Origin of the sequence: Pontibacterium granulatum (genome assembly GCF_029961155.1) — a bacterium.
Classification (GTDB): Bacteria; Pseudomonadota; Gammaproteobacteria; order Pseudomonadales; family Balneatricaceae; genus Pontibacterium; species Pontibacterium granulatum.
Window position 1 is genome coordinate 35,807 of sequence record NZ_JASBRH010000024.1, and the last position, 18,374, is coordinate 54,180.

Consider the following 18,374-nt stretch of genomic DNA (forward strand, 5'->3'; position numbering starts at 1 on the left):
AGAAACAGTGAAGATGCAGTCACAGGCCCATCAGACCCTTACCCTAAAAGAGAAGCTGACCGCGTACGTGCAACTGATGCGGATGGATAAGCCGATCGGCACCTACCTGGTGATGTGGCCGGCGCTGTGGGCACTGTGGATCGCCGCAGAAGGTGTGCCGAATCTGAAACTGTTGTTTATCTTTATCGCGGGCGCATTCCTGACCCGTTCCGCCGGTTGTGCCATCAACGACTTTGCCGACCGCAAGGTAGATGGCCACGTTAAGCGCACCCAGCACAGACCGATCCCCAGCGGCCGCGTTTCACCCAAGGAAGCGGTACTGCTGTTTGCCGGTTTTATGATACTGGCCTTCGTACTGGTACTGTTCACCAACTGGCAGACCATCTTGCTGTCGTTTGGCGCCGTCGCCCTGACCGCCGTGTACCCCTTTATGAAGCGTTACACCCACCTGCCACAAATTGTGCTGGGTGCAGCGTTTGCCTGGGCGGTACCGATGGCCTTCAGCGCCGTGACCGGCACCGTGCCTTGGTATGCCTGGCTGCTGTATGGCGCCACCCTGCTCTGGACTATAGCCTACGACACCCTTTACGCGATGGTTGACCGTGACGACGACCTGAAGATCGGGGTGAAATCCACCGCTATCCTGTTTGGCAATGCCGATAAGCTGGTCGTTTCCATCCTCAAGATCCTCACCCTCACCCTGCTGGTCGGGCTGGGTCTGCATCTACAGCTGTCGGTCTGGTATTACTTGGGCCTGGTGGGCGCGGCGATCCTGTTCATCCGCCAACAGTACCAGGTGCGTAACCGCGAGCGTGAACTGTGTTTCAGCGCCTTCCTCAACAACCATTATGTGGGTTTGCTGGTCTTTGCCGGTATCCTGGCGCACTATCTGAGTACGTAACCCCTCTGATCTGACTGGATTTCCACCGAATGCGCACCTGCATTAAGGAAATGGCGTGCGCGTCATATTAGTGTAACAATATTGTCTTGTAATAATGCCGTCTTTTATTAACCCCAAAAGAGGCAGACGTCATGTCTTCTACGAAAAAGGTGCTGATCGTTGACGACGAAGCACCGATTCGCGAAATGATTGCGGTCGCACTGGAAATGGCCGGTTACGAGTGTCTTGAAGCAGAAAACGCCAATCAGGCACATGCACTGATCGTAGATAGCAAACCGGATATGGTGCTGCTCGACTGGATGATGCCAGGTACCAGCGGTGTCGACTTCGCCCGCCGACTGCGCAAGGATGAACTGACCGCCGACATGCCGATCATCATGCTGACCGCCAAAGGCGAAGAGGAAAATAAGATCAAAGGTCTTGAGTCCGGCGCCGATGATTTTATCACCAAGCCATTCTCACCGCGTGAGCTGGTTGCCCGCCTGAAAGCAGTATTGCGCCGCACCACACCAAAAGGTGTTGAAGAGCCGGTGTCTGTTGATGGCCTGACCCTGGATCCGATCTCTCACCGTGTGACGGCGGAAGGCGCTCCAATAGAACTTGGTCCGACCGAATTCCGTCTGTTACAGTTCTTCATGACCCACCAAGACCGTGCATACTCCCGTGGCCAGCTACTGGATATGGTGTGGGGTGGTAACGTTTATGTTGAGGAACGTACAGTGGACGTACACATTCGTCGCCTGCGCAAAGCGCTGGGTGAACGTCACGACTACTTGGTACAAACCGTACGCGGCACCGGCTACCGCTTCTCTGCCAATGTAGCCTGAGGGTATAACATGCAGCACAACCGCCACTCAATGCTAAGTAACCTGTTTCTGTTTGCCGGAATTGGGTTGTTTGTGGGGTTTGTGTTTGGTTATCCGGCAGAACTCCTATCTGCCGGTTTGTTGACCTGGTCTCTGCTACAGGTGAAACAGTTTAGCCGCCTGAATGAGTGGTTACACCGCGACAAATCAGATGCCGAACCGCCTGAGTGCACCGGTCACTGGGGTGATCTGTTTGATGATTTTTCCCGTCAGCAGAAGCGCACCGCCTCCCGCGAAGCATTCCTGCGCAGTGTGATCAAACGCTTCCAGCAGTCCTCCGCAGCACTGCATGACGCGGTGGTAATCATTAATGACCAGAATAACCTGGAGTGGTGGAACCGCTCTGCCGAGCGCCTGCTGGGCTTCAAAACCACCACTGACCGCGGCAAGCCAGTCATTAACTTACTGCGTGATCCGCGCTTTATCCGCTACTACAAGCGGGACAGCTACGAGGAACCGCTGCAGCTGCCTTCACCGGTCAACCACGAGATCGAGCTACAGTACCAGATTACCCGTTTTGGTAAAGGGGACCGCCTGCTGGTTGCGCGCGATATCACACAGATGCTGCGTCTTGAACAGACCCGACAGGACTTTGTAGCCAACGCCTCCCACGAGCTGCGCACGCCGTTGACCGTAATTCTGGGGTACCTGGAAACCTTCCTGGATCAGGAGCTGCCACGTCCGCTCCATCGGGGTATGACCCAGATGCAGCAGCAGGCGCGTCGTATGCAGAACCTGGTTTCCGACCTGTTGCTGCTCTCCCGTCTAGAAGCGACCCGTCAGGTCACCGATGAGCATCCGGTACAGATCCAGAGCCTGATCCAGAACATCCACGACGCCGCCACCGAGCTGGCACGCGGCAAAGGTCATGAATTTGAGCTGGACCTGGACCCACAGCACGACCTGCTGGGTCAGGAAGTTGAGCTGCACAGTGCCTTCTCCAACCTGGTGTACAACGCTGTGCGTTATACCCGCGAAAACGGCAGGATCAGCATCCGTTGGTGGGTGGATCAGGAAGGCGGTCACTTCTCGGTAACGGACAACGGCATCGGTATCGATGCGATCCATATCTCCCGTCTGACCGAACGTTTCTACCGCGTGGACGAAAGCCGTTCCTCCGAAAGCGGTGGCACCGGCCTGGGTCTGGCGATTGTGAAGCACGTTCTGTCCCGTCACGGTGGCCACCTGACGATCAAGAGCAAGAAAGGCGAAGGCAGTACCTTCACCTGTCACTTCCCACTGGACCACCTGATGCTGGTATCAGTGAGTGAGGACGATGATTTGCAGGATGCGGGCTGAGCCCCAAGCCGATTCTCCAGACAAATAAAAAAGGCGCTCCAGATGGGCGCCTTTTTAGTTAAGTCCGTCCCGTCCTGAATAACGTTGACACTTTTCGAGGCTCATTCATTGTAGGGTAGGCTCTGCGTCATCTTTGGTGATCAGCCTACCGGCAGCGTGATCACCTTCGATGACGACGACGCTGCCCTACAGTAGTCCGGAGAAGGCGGACCGATCAGAGATTGATAAGAGGAGTTCAGCAACTCCCCTTATCTCGCCCAAGTAAGGTTTATAGGGGCATTAATTGATGCAGAGTGTGATCAACGATCCAGCCGAGGCCGTGCTGAGTTCTCAGCGCCCAAATGATCACCGATATGCTCCTCCACCCAGTAGCAGGTTGCCCCCACCACCGCCGCAGGCATCAGCACCAGGTTCAGTACCGGAATCATCATCCCCAGTTGCACCAGACCACCAAAACCTACCGAGGTCAGGCGACGTGCCTTCAGCAGCTCTTTCATCTGCTTGAAGCTCACCTTGTTGTTATCCATCGGGTAGTCGCAGTACTGGATCGCCATCATCCAGGCCCCAAACAGGAACCACAGAAACGGCGCCGCGATATTGAGCACCGGGATAAAGGTCAGTACCAGCAGAAGAACAAAGCGCGGCAGGTAATACGCCAGCTTCGACAACTCGCGGCCGATAGCACGCGGCACCAGCGCAATAATCGCCTGCCAGCCCTCATCAGTCACCACTTCACCACGCAACTTGCGTTCCACCTTCTCAGACAAAAAGCCGTTGAACGGCGCCGCGATCAGGTTTGCCACCAAGGTAAAACTGTAATAAACCACCACCAGCACCATCAGTGCGAACAGCGGCCACAACAGAAACTCCAGGAACGAGGCCCAGTCCGGCAGGTAGCCCAACAGGAAGTCGATCCAGACATCAAACTGGGTGATCAGCAGCCAGATGGCGCCCACAAATAACAGAATATTTACGATCAGCGGGATCAGCACAAAGGGGCGGATGGCCGGGTCCGGCAGCATCGACAATCCCTTCAGCAGATAACCCGCGCCTTTAGCGGGATTTCCTTTCATAACACCTATCAACTCATAAAGTATGCGTACAGACGCAGCACAACGGCTACGATCATCATACTAAGACCTGCACGGTTCACTTTAAATTCCACAACATTGAACTCAATATTCGGCTGCCAGAACATCAGCACAGATTTGAAGTCCTTGGTCCGTCCTGCGTAGAGCGCCAGAGACACCAGAAACACCGCCAGTCCGCCCCAGAACAACAACTCTTCGATCATTGCCAGATACATCATACTCGCCTTACGTCCACTTTCTGCTAAGTTTCTAGAGGCAACAAGCCTAACAAAAATTAGATGTAACGGCTGCAATCCCTAGGTCCAAGGCACCCTGTTTGCACCCTGAGTCGCACCTGCGATGGAGAGACAGATGAGAGCGATACAGATCCACGAATTTGGCGATACCAGTAAGCTGAAGCTGGAAGAGGTGGATTCCCCTAAGCCCCAACGCGGCGAAGTTCTGGTTCGAAATGAGGCCTGCGGGGTTAACCCGATCGACTGGAAAACCTGCGCCGGAGGGGGTGCAGCACCGTTTATTGGCGAACTGCCGTTTATCCCGGGCTGGGAGTTTGCGGGAGTGGTCGATAAGCTGGGCGAAGGCGTCAGCGGTTTCACTCCCGGAGACAAGGTATTTGGCATGATCCGTTTTCCGGAACGGGCGGGGTGTTATGCAGAGTTCATTGCTGCGCCTGCCGCTGAGATCGCCAAACGAGGCGAGGGCCTCGACAGCATTACCGCAGCAGGCATCGCCACCGCCGGCCTGACCGCTTGGCAGGCACTGTTTGATAAGGGCAGCCTGCAAGCGGGCCAACGGGTGCTGATTCTGGGTGCGGCCGGCGGTGTGGGTCACCTGGCGGTACAACTGGCCGCTTGGGCCGGAGCCGAGGTCTATGGAACCGCATCGGGCCGCAACCACAGCTTTCTACGCAGTCTGGGCGCGCATAAGCTGTACGACTACCATCACGACGACGTCACCCAGGCACTGAGTGACATTGACCTGATCATTGATGCCGTAGGCGGTGACACTGCGATTAATGCCCTCCCCTGCCTGAAACCGGGCGGTGTGATGGTCACCCTGCCCTCCGTTACCAAGGATCAGGTAATCGCGGCCGGTGACGAGGTTGGCCATGCGGTGCTGCCGATCCGCTGCGAAGCCAACTCCGACCAGCTCGCCGAGCTGGTGACATTGCACAAAGCAGGTAAATTAAGGGTTGCGCTGGCTGAAGCTTTACCGTTAGAGCAGGTGGCCGAAGCGTTCCGCCTCAGCCAGGAGGGCCACGTACGGGGCAAGTTAGTGCTTACTCTCTAAATATCGCAGTAAAAAGGCCGCAATAGCGGCCTTTTTACTGCATGACGACGTGCAGCAATTTAACCAAGCTTCATCAGGATCTTCACCGATTCGCGCAGACGCTCGAACGCTTCAGCCAGACGCTGGATTTCATCGTTGGAGTTGATAGTGATTGCGGTCTCCACCTCCCCCTTACTCAGCTTGTCAGCCGCCTGGGTCAGGTAGATCAGTGGACGGGTCAGGGAGCGGGACAAGGTTTTGGCGATCACGAACGCCATCACCACCGCGACAACCACAAACACCCCCAAAGCAATCACGAAGTTATCCAGCAGCTTCAGGACCACGGACTTGGGTGCAATTGCTACCAGACGACCCATCACGTGTTGCTGCTGCTCGTCTGCATACAACGGTGTCACCGCCACCAGATCATCACTCAGGTCAACCTGAGCGCTGCCACTGACCGCCAGGACCTCACGCGCCAACAGCGGACGATCCACCGGCATCGACTTGCCGTGGTTCAGGTCACGGGTGCTGCCCCACTCCAGTTCGGCATTGCTGTTCGCCAGGTAGTAACCGTGGTCATCCACCAGCGCAAACTGCACACCACCCGGGGTAGAAGCATCCTTGATCTGATTCAGGAAGGCGTTGGCATCCACATTCAGGATCAGCACACCCACCAGACGATTGCCCACCGCGAAGATTGGCGTGGCAAAGCGGATGGTTGGGCGGATCGGGTCTTCCAGTTCGCCGTCTTCACGGTTCAGGTCGACCGGGGATACGTACGTCTGCCCAAACTCCAGCTTGGACGCTTCACGGAAGTACAGGCTGTTGCTTTTGTTGCGCAGCTGATCCGGCTGTAAAACACGGCTGTAACCTTGCTCTTCGTTGTGCTCGACACGGATCAGCTCCTGCCCGTCGGCAGCGACAAATCGCAGCTGATTGTAGATGCGGCGGTTCTTGGCCAGGCTCAGGAAATCACGTGCCAGGGCGCGGCCGTTCACATCCAGATTATTCTGATCCTTGATCACCAGGGCACGGCCGTACTGGAACATGGACGCGGAATCACGCAGGTAACTCAGATCACCCGGGACATGTTTCAGCACCCCAAAAGCGGAGCCGGACAGCAGCTGAACCTGACGTTCCAGGTTGCTCACACTGGCACTTTTCAGGGCATCAGTGGTGGAGTAGTAGACGTAACCCGCCAGTACCAGCACCGGCACCAAGGCAACCAGTATCAGGGCACGTTCAACTTTCGACTTGATCGTTTTCACCGCGTTTCTCCGTCTTATCCTTTAGGCAGTGATGCGTTGGCACGGCGGAGGAACTCCGCTCGTTTCTGTTTGTTATCGATAAATTCAGCCAGACGGATGCACAGACCGGTCAGCGGTTCGCCCGCCGCCTGCCAACTGTTTTGTGCACGCCCAAAGACCACCCGTGCTGCCGGACCGATCTGTTCGGCCAGCAACAGCTTGAGCTTCTCCAAATGCACATCCAGCACTTCCGCCGGCATCGCCTCCGATGCGCTGGACAGCGGCCCCCCGACTGGCTCGTCGCCTGCAGTTCCCTGCACCGCCGCAACGGGAGCCGCTGCAGGTGCCGAGTCTGTCGAGACCACACTTTCGTTCAACGTGGCCAGCAGCTTCGCCGTCGCAGAACGGACCGCGGTCTTGATCAACGCAAGGTTGATGTTTTTCTCTGCCAGAAGCGCGAGGATTGCGCCGTTTTCCAGGCGGTACCCGATCAGCAAGTTGTCTTCGAGTTCCACGTGAATTTCGCGATGGTTACGTTGCATCCCCTCAACGCCCATAAAAATCTGGGTCATCACCTTGGCGACACCGGTGAGGTTGTCGTTGAGGATGCTCGGGAAGGTGGAGGCCTGTACTTGATCCTGATGAATCACACAGCCGTGCTGTACCCCCCCCCAGGATCTCAAGATCTTTCAGTATGCTTTGCATCGCCTGTTATCCCCACTGCAGCAGGTCATCGAGCTGCTGGCGCAAAATACGGACGGAGGTGCGGTTGGACGATACAACCCCCAGGACCTGTTCCTCTTCTACATACACCGACAGGTTTTCGCTGGTGTCGCTTTTCAGCACCACACTCTGCACCTGGCCAAGATCGGATACCTGTTCAAAGACCGGCACGATGCCCGCCATAAAGCCGATAAAGTCATCCAGCTCGGTATCGTCCAGTGACGAGGTCACGATATCGCCCATCGCGGTCGCCAGTGCCGCGCCCTCTACGCCTTTGATGTTCAAGACGTCATCCACTATGGAATCTTTCATGACGATGTTCTCTCCAAGGTAATCGCTGACCTGAGACGGTGCCTGCTCAACCGCAGGTAGGGACCGCTCGGGCGCGTTTTCGGCATCGGCCAGCAGCTGCGACCAGTCCGCATCCACGCGGTCACCGATAAAACGCTGCAGCAATGTCAGCACGTCGCTTTTGCGGCGTGCATCCAAAAAGACCACCTCTGCGGTGAGCCCCAGCTCCTCCACCCAGCTTTCGTATTGGGCGCGCTCGGGTTCGGCCCGCAGATCTGAGCGGGTCACACCGATGATCAGCTTCTTACGTGTAATCAGGTTGGAAAACTCCTGCGCATAGTACTTCAAGTCCCGTAAGGGGGACGCCCGACTGTTGTCAATCAACAACACCAGGCCTGCGCAGTCTGCCGCCAGTTCGTTAGCCAGCAGTTCCCACATAAAGCGAAAACGCATCTGCCCGGGGGTACCGTACAGGTGGATTTTCTGGGTTTCGTTTAGAGCCAGACATCCATAGTCCATCGCGACGGTGGTGGTCGCCTTGCGCGACGCCGTAACATCGGAAACCGCTTTGTCTGTGTTCAGGCTGGGTTTATCACTGAGGACATTGATGGCCGTGGTTTTGCCTGCACCGACCGGTCCTGCAAAGATAAGTTTGAGATCTGACATACGCCTGTGTAATTCCGCTTGCGGTCCGACACGGGGCATTCCTCTGCCCCGCGAATGAAAATCAAGAACGCAATGGAACCACCGGGATGTGACGTTAGTATGACGTACAACCAGCGATCAGTTGTGCACCCCAGATATGAGGCGCAATACAGAAGAAAGCTACAAATTACTGCAGCTAAAGGAGAGCGTTACCCCAAGGCGTTGCTTGGGTTACGCCAATCGACGGTTTAAGAAAGCGGCTGGGGATTAGCCGCGATGAACCAGTTCGCGGGTCATCACCACGGATTCTTTCAGGAACTGCTCGCGCTGGTCGCCAGACAGTTCCGCCGCTAGCAACTTGAGCAGCGCCGGCAGCTTGTACTTGTTCATGCCGTTCTGGCGCTTCCACTCGTTAAGAATACGGTAGAAGCTGATCGCACCGGAGGAGCCCAGCAGGTCGACCATCTTGTCGCACAACTTGTTCATCAGTTCGCTCAGGGCCGCAGCATATTCCTGATCCTGCACCGCTCCCGCCTGGATAAAGCCGGTTTCGCCCACCGGGAACACCGGCTCCAGATCGGACGACGGCAACTCGGCGGACTTGCTGAGCGAGTCGAGGATACGCTTTTTCACCGAACGAACCGACGTGGCCATCAGCGCCATGTTAATCCCTTTACGGGTCAGCATCAGCAGGGTGCATTCATCCGCAAGCCGGTAGGCGAGCAGCAAGTGTCGATCCAGCTCCAGGTGTAATTCAGCGTAGTTATGACCACAGTTGTTAATGCCCGTAAACAGCTGAGCCACCACACTCTGACTGCGGATAAGGTCCTGTTGCAGGTCTGCCGGACAGGTTGAGGCGATCAGATTACCCTGCCAGCTTACCCCACTGTGCTGTGCGCCACTGTAAGCTTCGAGATCATGCAGAATACTTAACACGCTTACCCCCACTGCAGCAGATCGTTCACCTGCTGACGGATCATGCGGGTCGATGTTTTTCGGCTGGAAACCACGCCTAAGGCCATCCCCTCCCAAACAAACACCGACAGGTTGTTTTCGTGGCGGTCTCGGAACACCACGTTGTTCACCTGTCCCAATGATGAGTTCTCACCCTGGTCCGGCACAATGCCGGTGACCAAGGCGATAAAGTTCTCCAGCTGACTGCCCTCCAGCGAGGAGGTCACCAGGTCGCCGTTGGCGTCGGTAGCGGCTAAGCCCAGCACGCCTTCGATATTGAGCAGGCCGTTGACCACGCTTTCCTTGATCACCACCTGTTCGCCCTGGTATTCGTCAATCTCCAGCTCGGCACCGTTGCTGGAGAACTCCATATCCTTCTGTTCGGCTTCGGCCAGACGCTTCAGCGTGGCCCATTCGGAGTAGTCGCACTGCCCTTCAAGGATCAGCTCAACCAGACTGAGCAGATCCGATTTACGGCGACCGTCGATAAAACACACGGCGGCTTCTTTACCCAGCTCCTTCAACAGACCGTGGTATTCCTCCACCGAAGGACGCATACGCAGGTCGGACCGGGTCACTGCAATCACCAAGCGTTTATTGTCGATGACATTGGCAAATTCACGGGCATAGTATTTCAGATCGCGCATCGGGTAATTGCGGGTGTTGTCGATCATCATCACCACACCCGCACAATCTTTGGCGATCTCTTCGGAGAGTAGCTCCCACATGAAGCGGAAACGGGCCTGTCCTGGGGTGCCGTACAGATGGACACGGGACTCTTCGCTCAGGGTCAGGCGGCCGTAGTCCATCGCCACGGTGGTGGTTTGCTTGCGGCGCCCGGTCACGTCAGACACCTGCGCTTCGGTATCAAGGCAGTCGATGTCGCTGATCGAGCGGATGGCGGTGGTCTTACCTGAACCCACAGGTCCGATAAAGAGAACTTTATGGTTTTCCATGCAGAATCTACTTCTCAAACATGCTCTATTTCTCCACGGATGGAGCGCTTACACACCGGTCACCCGCAAGGGCTCTGCCCGTTCCAGTCTGAACCAGAGCACCCTCTTCCCCTATTAATACTAGTCATTTGCGTCTGATCCAGATACTACAGGAATATGGGTTAAGTCATGTTGAGAGAGGTCAGTTTGCCACCAGCTTAGGGGCTGCAAAACAGCTGCTGCTGGCGCATCAGTAAACGGCAATTGTCGCCGCGAATGTTTTTGTCCAGGCAGTAGTCTTTGGCCCACTCTTTATCGTCTTCGCTGGGTTTCTCGCGAAATTCCGGTACACCGTCGCAAAAACCTTCACTGGAAGTGGCCTTGCTCAGACAAGCCTTCAGGAAACGCCCGGACGCCACGGTGCATTGATAACCCAAGCAGCCGTCGAAGTCCGCCAGTGCCTGATCCAGGCACTGCTTCTGGTTGGCACGCGTGCCGAACTGCAAACCTGCTTCGGTGCGCTCCTGCAGCACCCGGTTCTGCTCGGCATTAAAGTCATCCACCCAACCGGTGTTATACATCCACGCCAGCACCAGTCCGCCGAGTACAACCAGCGCCAGCAGCGCCATCCATAGTTTCTTTTTCATCGTGAAAATCCTTAGAGCTTTCCTAGGAGTCGGTTGGGCTTAACCAATCGTTAAGTGTGACCGGCTCCTTTACTTAGCGGGCGCGGGTGTATAAACCGGCCAGGCAGCAGAACAGGCCCACCACGGAGAGAAGCATGCCGCCATTCACCAACAGCGGGTTGCGCACCATAAACGGGCTAAAGGCGTGCGTTTGCGTCTGATCGCAGACCGCATTGACGTAGTCGTAGGAACCTCCGGCGCCGAGGCATTCCTTCACTGCCGAAAGTTCATTCAGATAAAGCCCCATCATGACCACGCCGGGCACAATCAGCAGTAACAATCCAATTCGCAGTATCATTCGCTGTCAGTGATCCCTATGTTGCTGAAGCCTTCGTTGTGCGCCAGCTCTCTCAGCGCAGCGATGAGGTCTTTATTTGGCTTTTTGCTGGCGGTCACACGCTCCAGCACTTCCTCCTGAAACGCCTCTTCCTGCTCCATCATCTCGTGGGTATTGATCAGGCGAACCACCTCTTCGTCGGAGAGCTGATCGTCCGCTTCGCTGATCTCGATAAAACTGGCCACACATTCACGGGACAGGAGAGCCACGTTGGCGGCCTCTTCCGGATCGGCCGCCAGGATAATATTCAGAGTGGAGAACAGAGCGACCACTGCATCGTTAGCAGGCAACGCACCGTACATGGTGAACTCTTCCAGGTCCGGAATATTGGCTTCCACCTTGTCCAGTTGCACCTCGAAGTTCATCTTGGCACCCGTGTTACCCAGCTTGTCCCATACGCCATTGAGGATCTGGCGCAACTGCTGTGCGTTGCCAAATTCAACCAGGCGCGAGAAAAGCGCAAAGTTAGGGAACATACGTTCACTCAGGGCTGCACTGAAGGCAACCAGCTGCCAGTCTTGCAGCTCCGCCAGCTGCTTTTTCATAGACTGATCGGACATAGTCTCTGCTCTCCACCGATAGGGACTCATTAGTTCCGCCTATTGTACGGTTTTTCCAGCAAATATCCGAATAAGATCCAGTTACGTGATACTACGAATGCCGCTAAATTGAGCAAAATTGTTATACTTCCGAGCTAACAATAAAAAGCTTCATAGGGTAATCAACCGTATGACCTCCTCTAACACCTCAGCTCTAAGCACGATTGTGCGTCTGATTGATGCGATCAGTGAGTGGTCTGGCCGGGCTATCTCCTGGTTGACCCTGGCCATGGTGCTGGCCACGTTTACCATCGTGGTAATGCGTTATCTGTTTAACGTGGGCAACGTTGCCCTGCAGGAATCTGTGATCTACATGCACAGTTTCGTATTCCTGCTCGGTGCGGCGTATACCCTGAAACACGACGGCCATGTGCGCGTCGATATCTTCTACCGACCAATGAGTGAAAAGGGTAAGGCGATCATCAATATGTTCGGCACCCTCTGCCTGCTGATTCCGGTAGCGGCATTTATCTTTTATATCTCCTGGGAATATGTAGCGACCTCCTGGGAATTGAGCGAAGGCTCGCAGGAAGCCGGTGGTATCCCACTGCGCTACGTCCTGAAAACCAGCCTGTTGCTGATGCCGGCGATGATCATTCTGCAAGGTATCGGTGAAGTCCTGCGCAGCATTCTGGTGCTGACTGGAAAAGGACATCTGTTAGAGGAAGAGGAGGGCCACGCACTATGATGGAGTTTCTGCCGCTGCTGCTGTTTATCGGCGCTGTTGTTATCCTGTTGCTGGGCTACTCGGTTGCCTTCTCCCTGGCAGGTACCGGCCTGCTGTTTGCCGCGATCGGGGCGTACACCGGCCACTTCGATTCCGTCTTCCTGGAGGCGATCCCCAACCGCCTGTTTGGCATCATGAACAACGAGGTACTGATCGCGGTACCGCTGTTTGTGTTCATGGGCGTGATGCTGGAGAAATCCAAGATCGCCGAAGAACTGCTCGACACCATGGCGCTGCTATTTGGCCCGATGCGTGGGGGCTTGGGTATCTCCGTGACTCTGGTGGGCATGCTGCTGGCCGCCTCGACCGGTATCGTGGGTGCGACCGTTGTGACTATGGGTCTGCTATCCCTGCCAACCATGCTGCGCCGAGGTTACGATCCGTCGATCGCCACCGGCACCATCTGTGCCTCCGGCACACTGGGTCAGATCATTCCTCCGTCCATCGTTCTGGTACTGCTGGGTGATGTTATCTCCTCCGCCTATCAGCAGGCACAGCTGGATCAGGGCATCTTCTCGCCGGATACGGTAACCGTGGGTGATCTTTTCCTGGGCGCGTTGATCCCGGGCCTGCTGCTGGTTGCCGCCTACGTGCTGTACCTGGTGTTCAAGGCGATCACTAAACCGGATTCCGTACCGGCAATTCCGGAAGAGGAACGTGCAGCGGTCGAGAACCTCACCGGGCGAGTGATGCGTGCACTGGTACCGCCGGTGCTACTGGTTGCACTGGTACTGGGTTCCATCCTGGGTGGTCTGGCAACGCCAACCGAAGCGGCCTCTGTGGGTGCAGTGGGTGCCATTGTGCTGGCAATGCTCCGTAAGAGCTTCAGCCTGAGTATTCTGCGTGAAGTAATGCGTTCCACCACCCAAGTGAGCTCCATGGTGTTTATCATCCTGGTGGGTGCATCGATTTTCTCGCTGGTGTTCCGTGGCTACGGCGGTGACGACATGGTACGTGACTTCCTGCACGACCTGCCGGGCGGTGTATTTGGCGCGATGCTGCTGGTAATGCTGGTGATTTTCCTGCTCGGCTTCTTCCTCGACTTTATCGAGATCACCTTCGTGGTGGTGCCGATCGTTGCCCCTATCCTGCTGAACATGGGCCTCGATCCGGTGTGGCTGGGTGTGATGCTGGCGCTGAACCTGCAAACCTCCTTCCTGACACCGCCGTTTGGTTTCGCCCTCTTCTACCTGCGTGGTGTGGCACCGGACAGCATCACCACCATGCAGATCTACCGGGGTGTGATACCGTTTATCATCATCCAGCTGGCCGCTCTCGCTCTGCTGGCTTACTGGCCAAGCCTGGCAACCTGGTTGCCGGAAGTGGTGTACGGCTAGATCCATTTTGCCGCAGCATCTAGCGGGTGCTGCGGCTTCTACGGACATAAAAAAAGCAGGCTAAAAAGCCTGCTTTTTTATTGCACGAGACCTCACTTACAGGGTACGTGCGTTCAGGTAAGCCTGCTCGGATACTGCGTGCCATGCAGTCGCCTGCTCGCGGAACTTGATGAAAGAGTCATACACTTTCTGAGCCATCGGATCTTTCGCCGCTTCCTCTTTCACCACCTCATCGGACAGTGCTTTCAGCTTGGTCAGTACTTCGTCTGGGAACTTACGCAGTTCCACGCCGTGCTGATTAACCAACTGATCCAGCGCACGGTTGTTCTTCGCTGTGAAGTCAGCCAGCATGTCCTGGTTTGCGACGCGGATCGCGTTGCGTACTGCAACCTGCAGGTCTTTTGGCAGCGCTTCGAACGCTTCTTTGTTGATGAAGCTTTCCAGGGTAGTGCCCGGCTCGTGCCAGCCTGGGTAGTAGTAGTACTTAGCCGCTTTATACAGGCCAAACGCCAGGTCGTTGTATGGACCTACCCACTCGGTTGCGTCGATTGCACCGGACTGCAGCGCAGGGAAGATCTCACCACCTGGCAGCAGTACAGGGGTACCACCGGCACGTTTCAGGACTTCACCACCCAATCCCGGCATACGCATCTTCAGGCCTTGAAGGTCTTCCAGGCTGTTGATCTCTTTGTTGAACCAACCACCCATCTGTACACCGGTGCTACCCGCAGCCCCCGGTACCAGACCAAACTTCGCGTACAGCTCTTCCCACAGCTCCATACCGCCACCGTGGTACAACCAGCTGTTCATCTCCTGAGCGGTCAAACCGAACGGTACCGCTGCAAAGAACTGTGCCGCTACGCTTTTGCCTTTCCAGTAGTAGGCTGCGCCGTGGCCCATCTCTGCAGTACCGCGGGAAACCGCGTCAAAAATCTCCAGCGCACCTACCAGTTCTTTGGCACCGTACACTTTTACCTGTACACGGCCACCGGTCATCTCACCGATCAGTTTTGCCAGATAGTTGGCACCGGTCCCCAGCCCTGGAAAGTTCTTTGGCCAGGTGGTGACCATTTTCCATTTAAATTCAGGTGCTGCCTGGGCAGTGCCGGATGCCAATGCGCCCGCTGCAAGTGTTGCAGCGCCTGCGCCTTGTAGAAATTGACGACGTTTCACTAGCCTACTCCCTTAACATTATTTTTCTTCATCGGTTTGAAAAAATAGCACTGCAGAGGCTTGCCCGCAATTGGCTTAAAACAGCGATCTTTCAGAGATACCGAACTGGTACCACCGTAATTCAACAAATTGTGTTACATAAATGACACATGGAGACTCCAAAGCGCCGTTAAGGAGGGTCCCTAATGTACGTAAGCTTGTTATACTTTTGCCGTTTGTTGTTCCGTGGGGAAAAACGTTGAACTCCTTTAACCTGTTGAAGTCCATTGCCGATGCCCGCCCTAAGCTGCGTAAGTCAGAGCAGAAGGTGGCCGACTTTGTGCTGGCACATCCCAATGACGTGATCCACATGCGTATCGTTGACCTGGCCTCCGAAGCCAATGTCAGTGAGCCTACCGTGGTCCGTTTTTGCCGTGCGCTCAACTACGATGGCTTCCAGGATTTTAAGCTCACCCTGGCACAGGGTGTAGCGACCAATCCCAACTTCGAGCAGTTCTCCCTCAACCGCACCGACACGGTCACCGAGTTCAAGACCAAGATCTTCGACTCGATGATCGGCAACCTGATGAATATCCGTGAACAGTTGGATCCGCAGATCCTGGAAGATGCGATCGCGGTACTGGCCAAGGCCTCCCGGGTTGAATTTTACGGCTTTGGCGCGTCGGCACCGGTCTGTACCGACGCCCAACACAAGTTCCACCGTATGCAGATCAACGCGACCTCATACTCCGACCCGCATATGCAGACTATCTCGGCGGTGACGCTGAAAGAGGGCGATGTGGTGGTGGCGATATCCCAGACCGGTCGCACCAAGGACCTTCTGCACACCGTTAAGCTGGTGAAAGAAACCGGTGCCACCGTGATCTCCCTCTGCCCGGGCGGTACACCGCTGGCGGAGATGGCGTCCATCGCCATTCCGATCGATCTGGAGGAGGATAAGGACCTCAGCACCCTGATGTCCTCCCGCGTGGTCCATCTGGTGGTGATCGATGTCCTGGCAGTAGGTGTAGCGATGAAGCTGGGACCGGGCTTGCTGGATCACCTGAAAACCATCAAACGCAGCCTGCGCTCCCTGCGCCAGAACGACAAGCGGCCACCGATCCGACGCACCGATCGAAGCACACTGGATCGCGGCTAAGACCTGATATGCAGGTGATTCCGTGCAGTCACCTGCAGCTTACCCGCCAACCTCATACTAAGGTCTATTCAGTTCTCTCAGGCTTTCATTTTTCTGCAATGGAGAGCCTTTAGCATCCCTTCCTGTCTCGCGGATTGATTGATATTTGTTCATATCTGCGATAAAAGAAAAACTAAGGGATGACTGCTTCCGCTGATTTCCCCATACGCCAAGGGCGTATCTGCTTGGAACGGACCAGCGTTGTTATCCCTTTCTGTAGGCTGTCTCAGTGAGATCCCCGGTCGCCCGGGAGGGCAACAGATATCTGGCGATCTCCTGACTGTGATGATCTAGGAGCTAGAGTTATGCTGGTTAGAAAAGAGCAGGACCTCAATCAAATTCAGACGGAAGTCTTCGATCTATTGGTCGGTTTCGACGAAGAAGAGAAACTGAGTCGTAAACGTGTCGCGTCCCGCCGCTCCCTGCGAGCCCGTCGCGCAATCGAGCAGCACTTCGAAGAGAAAAAGCTGCACGACGAAATTTCCGAGCGTTGGTACGACGAGTAAGCCAAGATAAAAAAGCCAGTCCTGTTTCCAAGACTGGCTTTTTTAGTTTTTGACCGCTCAGTATTCCGGATAGAGGATATTCAACGGTACCGAGCGACTGCCTTCCACCACGATAGCCGCGTGCTGGCGCCGCAACCTGCGCGGTTCTGCCACACCACATGAGTGTGCGATCATCTCGACCTCATGCACCAAATGATCGTGGTAGTTGGCTACACGCTCTGCCTTGTCCTCCGGAACCAATCCCCGTTGCAGGTCCGGATCATGGGTGGTGATCCCGGTTGGACAGGTATTCTTATTACACTGCAGTGCCTGGATACACCCCAGCGCAAACATATATCCACGTGCAGACACCACAAAATCCGCCCCCATACAGATCGCCCCTGCCACATCGGTTGGGTTGATCAACTTGCCAGATGCAATCACTCGAATACGGTCACGCAGATCGTGTTCAACCAGCTTGTTGACCAGAATCGGCAGGCTTTCACGCAGCGGCAGGCCCACGCTGTCCATCAGCGGCATCGGCGCAGCACCGGTGCCGCCATCTGAACTATCGAGAGTAATAAAATCAGGTGCGGCTTCGATCCCCCGCGCTTTGACTTTCTCACAAAACTCGTCCAGCCAATTCGCATCGCCAATCACCAGCTTGAAACCACAGGGTTTACCGGTCACCTCACGTACCCGTGCCACCATATCCAACAGATCATCAGCACAGGCAATATCCGGATGGCGGTTCGGACTGAGGGAGGCTTCTCCCACCGGGATGCCGCGAATCGCGGCGATCTCTTCATTCACCTTCTCTGCCGGCAGGATACCGCCTTTGCCCGGCTTCGCGCCCTGACTGAGTTTGATCTCAAACATCTTCACTTGGGGCAACGCCGCTTTCTCGCGCAATTTGTTATCGTCCAGTAGGCCCTGCGCGTTGCGTACGCCATATTTGGCGGTGCCAATCTGATATACGATGTCGCACTTCCCTTCCAGATGGTACGGCGACAGGCCTCCCTCACCCGTGTTCATCCAGCAACCAGATTTTGCAGCGCCATTAGCCAGTGCCAGGACTGCAGACTTTGATAACGCACCGTAACTCATGCCGGAAATATTGAAGAATGAAGGTGCATCATACGGCTGACGGCAGAACTGCCCGATGCGCATCGGCTGTGTGGCACTGGCATCCTCTTTTAGCGTGGGGAACGGACAGTTGAGAAACAGGTAGGTGCCGGGTACACGCAGATCACGCGTGGACCCAAAGGCGATCATGTTGTCGATATTCTTGGCTGCGCGATAAACCCAGGAGCGCTGGGCACGGTTGAACGGCATCTCCTCGCGATCCATGGCGAAGAAATATTGGCGAAAGAATTCGCCAATATGCTCAAAAAGATAACGAAAACGCCCCACCAGTGGATAGTTACGCCGGATCGCCTGCTTTGTCTGGTGTTTGTCTACCTGATAGATCACCACTGCGGTGATCAGTCCACCGACAACTAGTAGCAGCATCAACGCGCCGGTAAAAGCGATAAAGTTGATGGCAAAATTGGTAACCGCTTCGTTCATAACCCCTCCCCACGGGGAACTCACCGTTCCCAAGCCTTGTGGCTCTATTCATTATTGTTT

At 55.6% G+C, this 18,374-nt stretch carries 20 protein-coding genes; 8 read left to right on the forward strand and 12 right to left on the reverse strand.

Annotated features, from left to right (window positions below; all coding sequences use genetic code 11):
* Positions 1-13 precede the first annotated feature (13 nt).
* From ubiA to phoR, 3 genes are all read left to right on the forward strand, one after another.
* Positions 14-901, forward strand: coding sequence for a 4-hydroxybenzoate octaprenyltransferase (gene ubiA / locus QKW35_RS17360; RefSeq protein ID WP_282355236.1), 888 nt, complete (start codon positions 14-16; stop codon positions 899-901).
* A gap of 131 nt (positions 902-1,032) precedes the next feature.
* Positions 1,033-1,728, forward strand: coding sequence for a phosphate regulon transcriptional regulator PhoB (phoB, locus tag QKW35_RS17365; protein ID WP_282355197.1), 696 nt, complete (start codon positions 1,033-1,035; stop codon positions 1,726-1,728).
* Between the two features lie 9 nt (positions 1,729-1,737).
* Complete coding sequence (phoR, locus tag QKW35_RS17370; RefSeq protein ID WP_282355198.1) at positions 1,738-3,066, forward strand: phosphate regulon sensor histidine kinase PhoR; 1,329 nt, start codon at positions 1,738-1,740, stop codon at positions 3,064-3,066.
* Between the two features lie 299 nt (positions 3,067-3,365).
* Here the strand turns inward: phoR and cysZ are convergent, their stop codons facing one another.
* Both cysZ and QKW35_RS17380 read right to left on the reverse strand, forming a co-directional pair.
* Positions 3,366-4,139 (reverse strand): sulfate transporter CysZ, encoded by a 774-nt coding sequence (gene cysZ, locus QKW35_RS17375; RefSeq protein ID WP_282355199.1) that lies wholly within the window; start codon positions 4,137-4,139, stop codon positions 3,366-3,368.
* Between the two features lie 8 nt (positions 4,140-4,147).
* A complete protein-coding gene (locus QKW35_RS17380) occupies positions 4,148-4,375 on the reverse strand; it encodes a hypothetical protein (protein WP_282355200.1) in 228 nt (75 codons plus the stop codon).
* Between the two features lie 133 nt (positions 4,376-4,508).
* Here QKW35_RS17380 and QKW35_RS17385 point away from each other — a divergent pair, with 133 nt between their 5' ends.
* Positions 4,509-5,447, forward strand: coding sequence for an NADP-dependent oxidoreductase (locus QKW35_RS17385; protein WP_282355202.1), 939 nt, complete (start codon positions 4,509-4,511; stop codon positions 5,445-5,447).
* A gap of 59 nt (positions 5,448-5,506) precedes the next feature.
* Here the strand turns inward: QKW35_RS17385 and QKW35_RS17390 are convergent, their stop codons facing one another.
* The 8 genes from QKW35_RS17390 to QKW35_RS17425 all read right to left on the reverse strand — a co-directional run bounded on the left by QKW35_RS17390 (position 5,507) and on the right by QKW35_RS17425 (position 11,807).
* On the reverse strand, positions 5,507-6,697 hold the full coding sequence (locus QKW35_RS17390; RefSeq protein ID WP_282355203.1) for a HAMP domain-containing protein: 1,191 nt from the start codon (positions 6,695-6,697) through the stop codon (positions 5,507-5,509).
* 14 nt (positions 6,698-6,711) lie between these two features.
* Complete coding sequence (locus QKW35_RS17395; protein WP_282355204.1) at positions 6,712-7,326, reverse strand: DUF8082 domain-containing protein; 615 nt, start codon at positions 7,324-7,326, stop codon at positions 6,712-6,714.
* 61 nt (positions 7,327-7,387) lie between these two features.
* Positions 7,388-8,356: a GTP-binding protein gene (locus tag QKW35_RS17400; protein ID WP_282355205.1), complete on the reverse strand. Its 969-nt coding sequence runs from the start codon at positions 8,354-8,356 to the stop codon at positions 7,388-7,390.
* A gap of 246 nt (positions 8,357-8,602) precedes the next feature.
* A complete protein-coding gene (locus QKW35_RS17405) occupies positions 8,603-9,271 on the reverse strand; it encodes a hypothetical protein (RefSeq protein ID WP_282355207.1) in 669 nt (222 codons plus the stop codon).
* Positions 9,272-9,273: 2 nt separating this feature from the next.
* Complete coding sequence (locus QKW35_RS17410) at positions 9,274-10,245, reverse strand: GTP-binding protein (protein ID WP_282355208.1); 972 nt, start codon at positions 10,243-10,245, stop codon at positions 9,274-9,276.
* Between the two features lie 197 nt (positions 10,246-10,442).
* Positions 10,443-10,871, reverse strand: coding sequence for a hypothetical protein (locus QKW35_RS17415; protein WP_282355210.1), 429 nt, complete (start codon positions 10,869-10,871; stop codon positions 10,443-10,445).
* A gap of 73 nt (positions 10,872-10,944) precedes the next feature.
* Positions 10,945-11,208, reverse strand: coding sequence for a hypothetical protein (locus tag QKW35_RS17420; protein WP_345774504.1), 264 nt, complete (start codon positions 11,206-11,208; stop codon positions 10,945-10,947).
* Positions 11,205-11,807 (reverse strand): YjaG family protein, encoded by a 603-nt coding sequence (locus QKW35_RS17425; protein WP_282355212.1) that lies wholly within the window; start codon positions 11,805-11,807, stop codon positions 11,205-11,207. The genes QKW35_RS17420 and QKW35_RS17425 overlap by 4 nt, the downstream gene beginning before the upstream one ends.
* 169 nt (positions 11,808-11,976) lie before the next feature.
* Here QKW35_RS17425 and QKW35_RS17430 point away from each other — a divergent pair, with 169 nt between their 5' ends.
* Both QKW35_RS17430 and QKW35_RS17435 read left to right on the forward strand, forming a co-directional pair.
* Entirely contained in the window at positions 11,977-12,534 is a 558-nt protein-coding gene (locus QKW35_RS17430) for a TRAP transporter small permease subunit (protein WP_282355214.1), read from the forward strand.
* Positions 12,531-13,910 (forward strand): TRAP transporter large permease, encoded by a 1,380-nt coding sequence (locus tag QKW35_RS17435; protein WP_282355216.1) that lies wholly within the window; start codon positions 12,531-12,533, stop codon positions 13,908-13,910. The genes QKW35_RS17430 and QKW35_RS17435 overlap by 4 nt, the downstream gene beginning before the upstream one ends.
* A 96-nt stretch (positions 13,911-14,006) precedes the next feature.
* On the opposite strand, the gene QKW35_RS17440 is transcribed toward QKW35_RS17435, so the two are convergent.
* The gene (locus tag QKW35_RS17440) at positions 14,007-15,083 is read right to left on the reverse strand and encodes a TRAP transporter substrate-binding protein (RefSeq protein ID WP_282355217.1); all 1,077 of its coding nucleotides are present in this window, start codon (positions 15,081-15,083) and stop codon (positions 14,007-14,009) included.
* Positions 15,084-15,321: 238 nt separating this feature from the next.
* Here QKW35_RS17440 and QKW35_RS17445 point away from each other — a divergent pair, with 238 nt between their 5' ends.
* Complete coding sequence (locus QKW35_RS17445) at positions 15,322-16,221, forward strand: SIS domain-containing protein (RefSeq protein WP_282355220.1); 900 nt, start codon at positions 15,322-15,324, stop codon at positions 16,219-16,221.
* 344 nt (positions 16,222-16,565) lie between these two features.
* On the forward strand, positions 16,566-16,766 hold the full coding sequence (locus QKW35_RS17450) for a PA3496 family putative envelope integrity protein (protein WP_282355222.1): 201 nt from the start codon (positions 16,566-16,568) through the stop codon (positions 16,764-16,766).
* Positions 16,767-16,823: 57 nt separating this feature from the next.
* Here the strand turns inward: QKW35_RS17450 and QKW35_RS17455 are convergent, their stop codons facing one another.
* Positions 16,824-18,314, reverse strand: coding sequence for an FMN-binding glutamate synthase family protein (locus QKW35_RS17455; protein ID WP_282355224.1), 1,491 nt, complete (start codon positions 18,312-18,314; stop codon positions 16,824-16,826).
* Between the last annotated feature and the right edge of the window lie 60 nt (positions 18,315-18,374).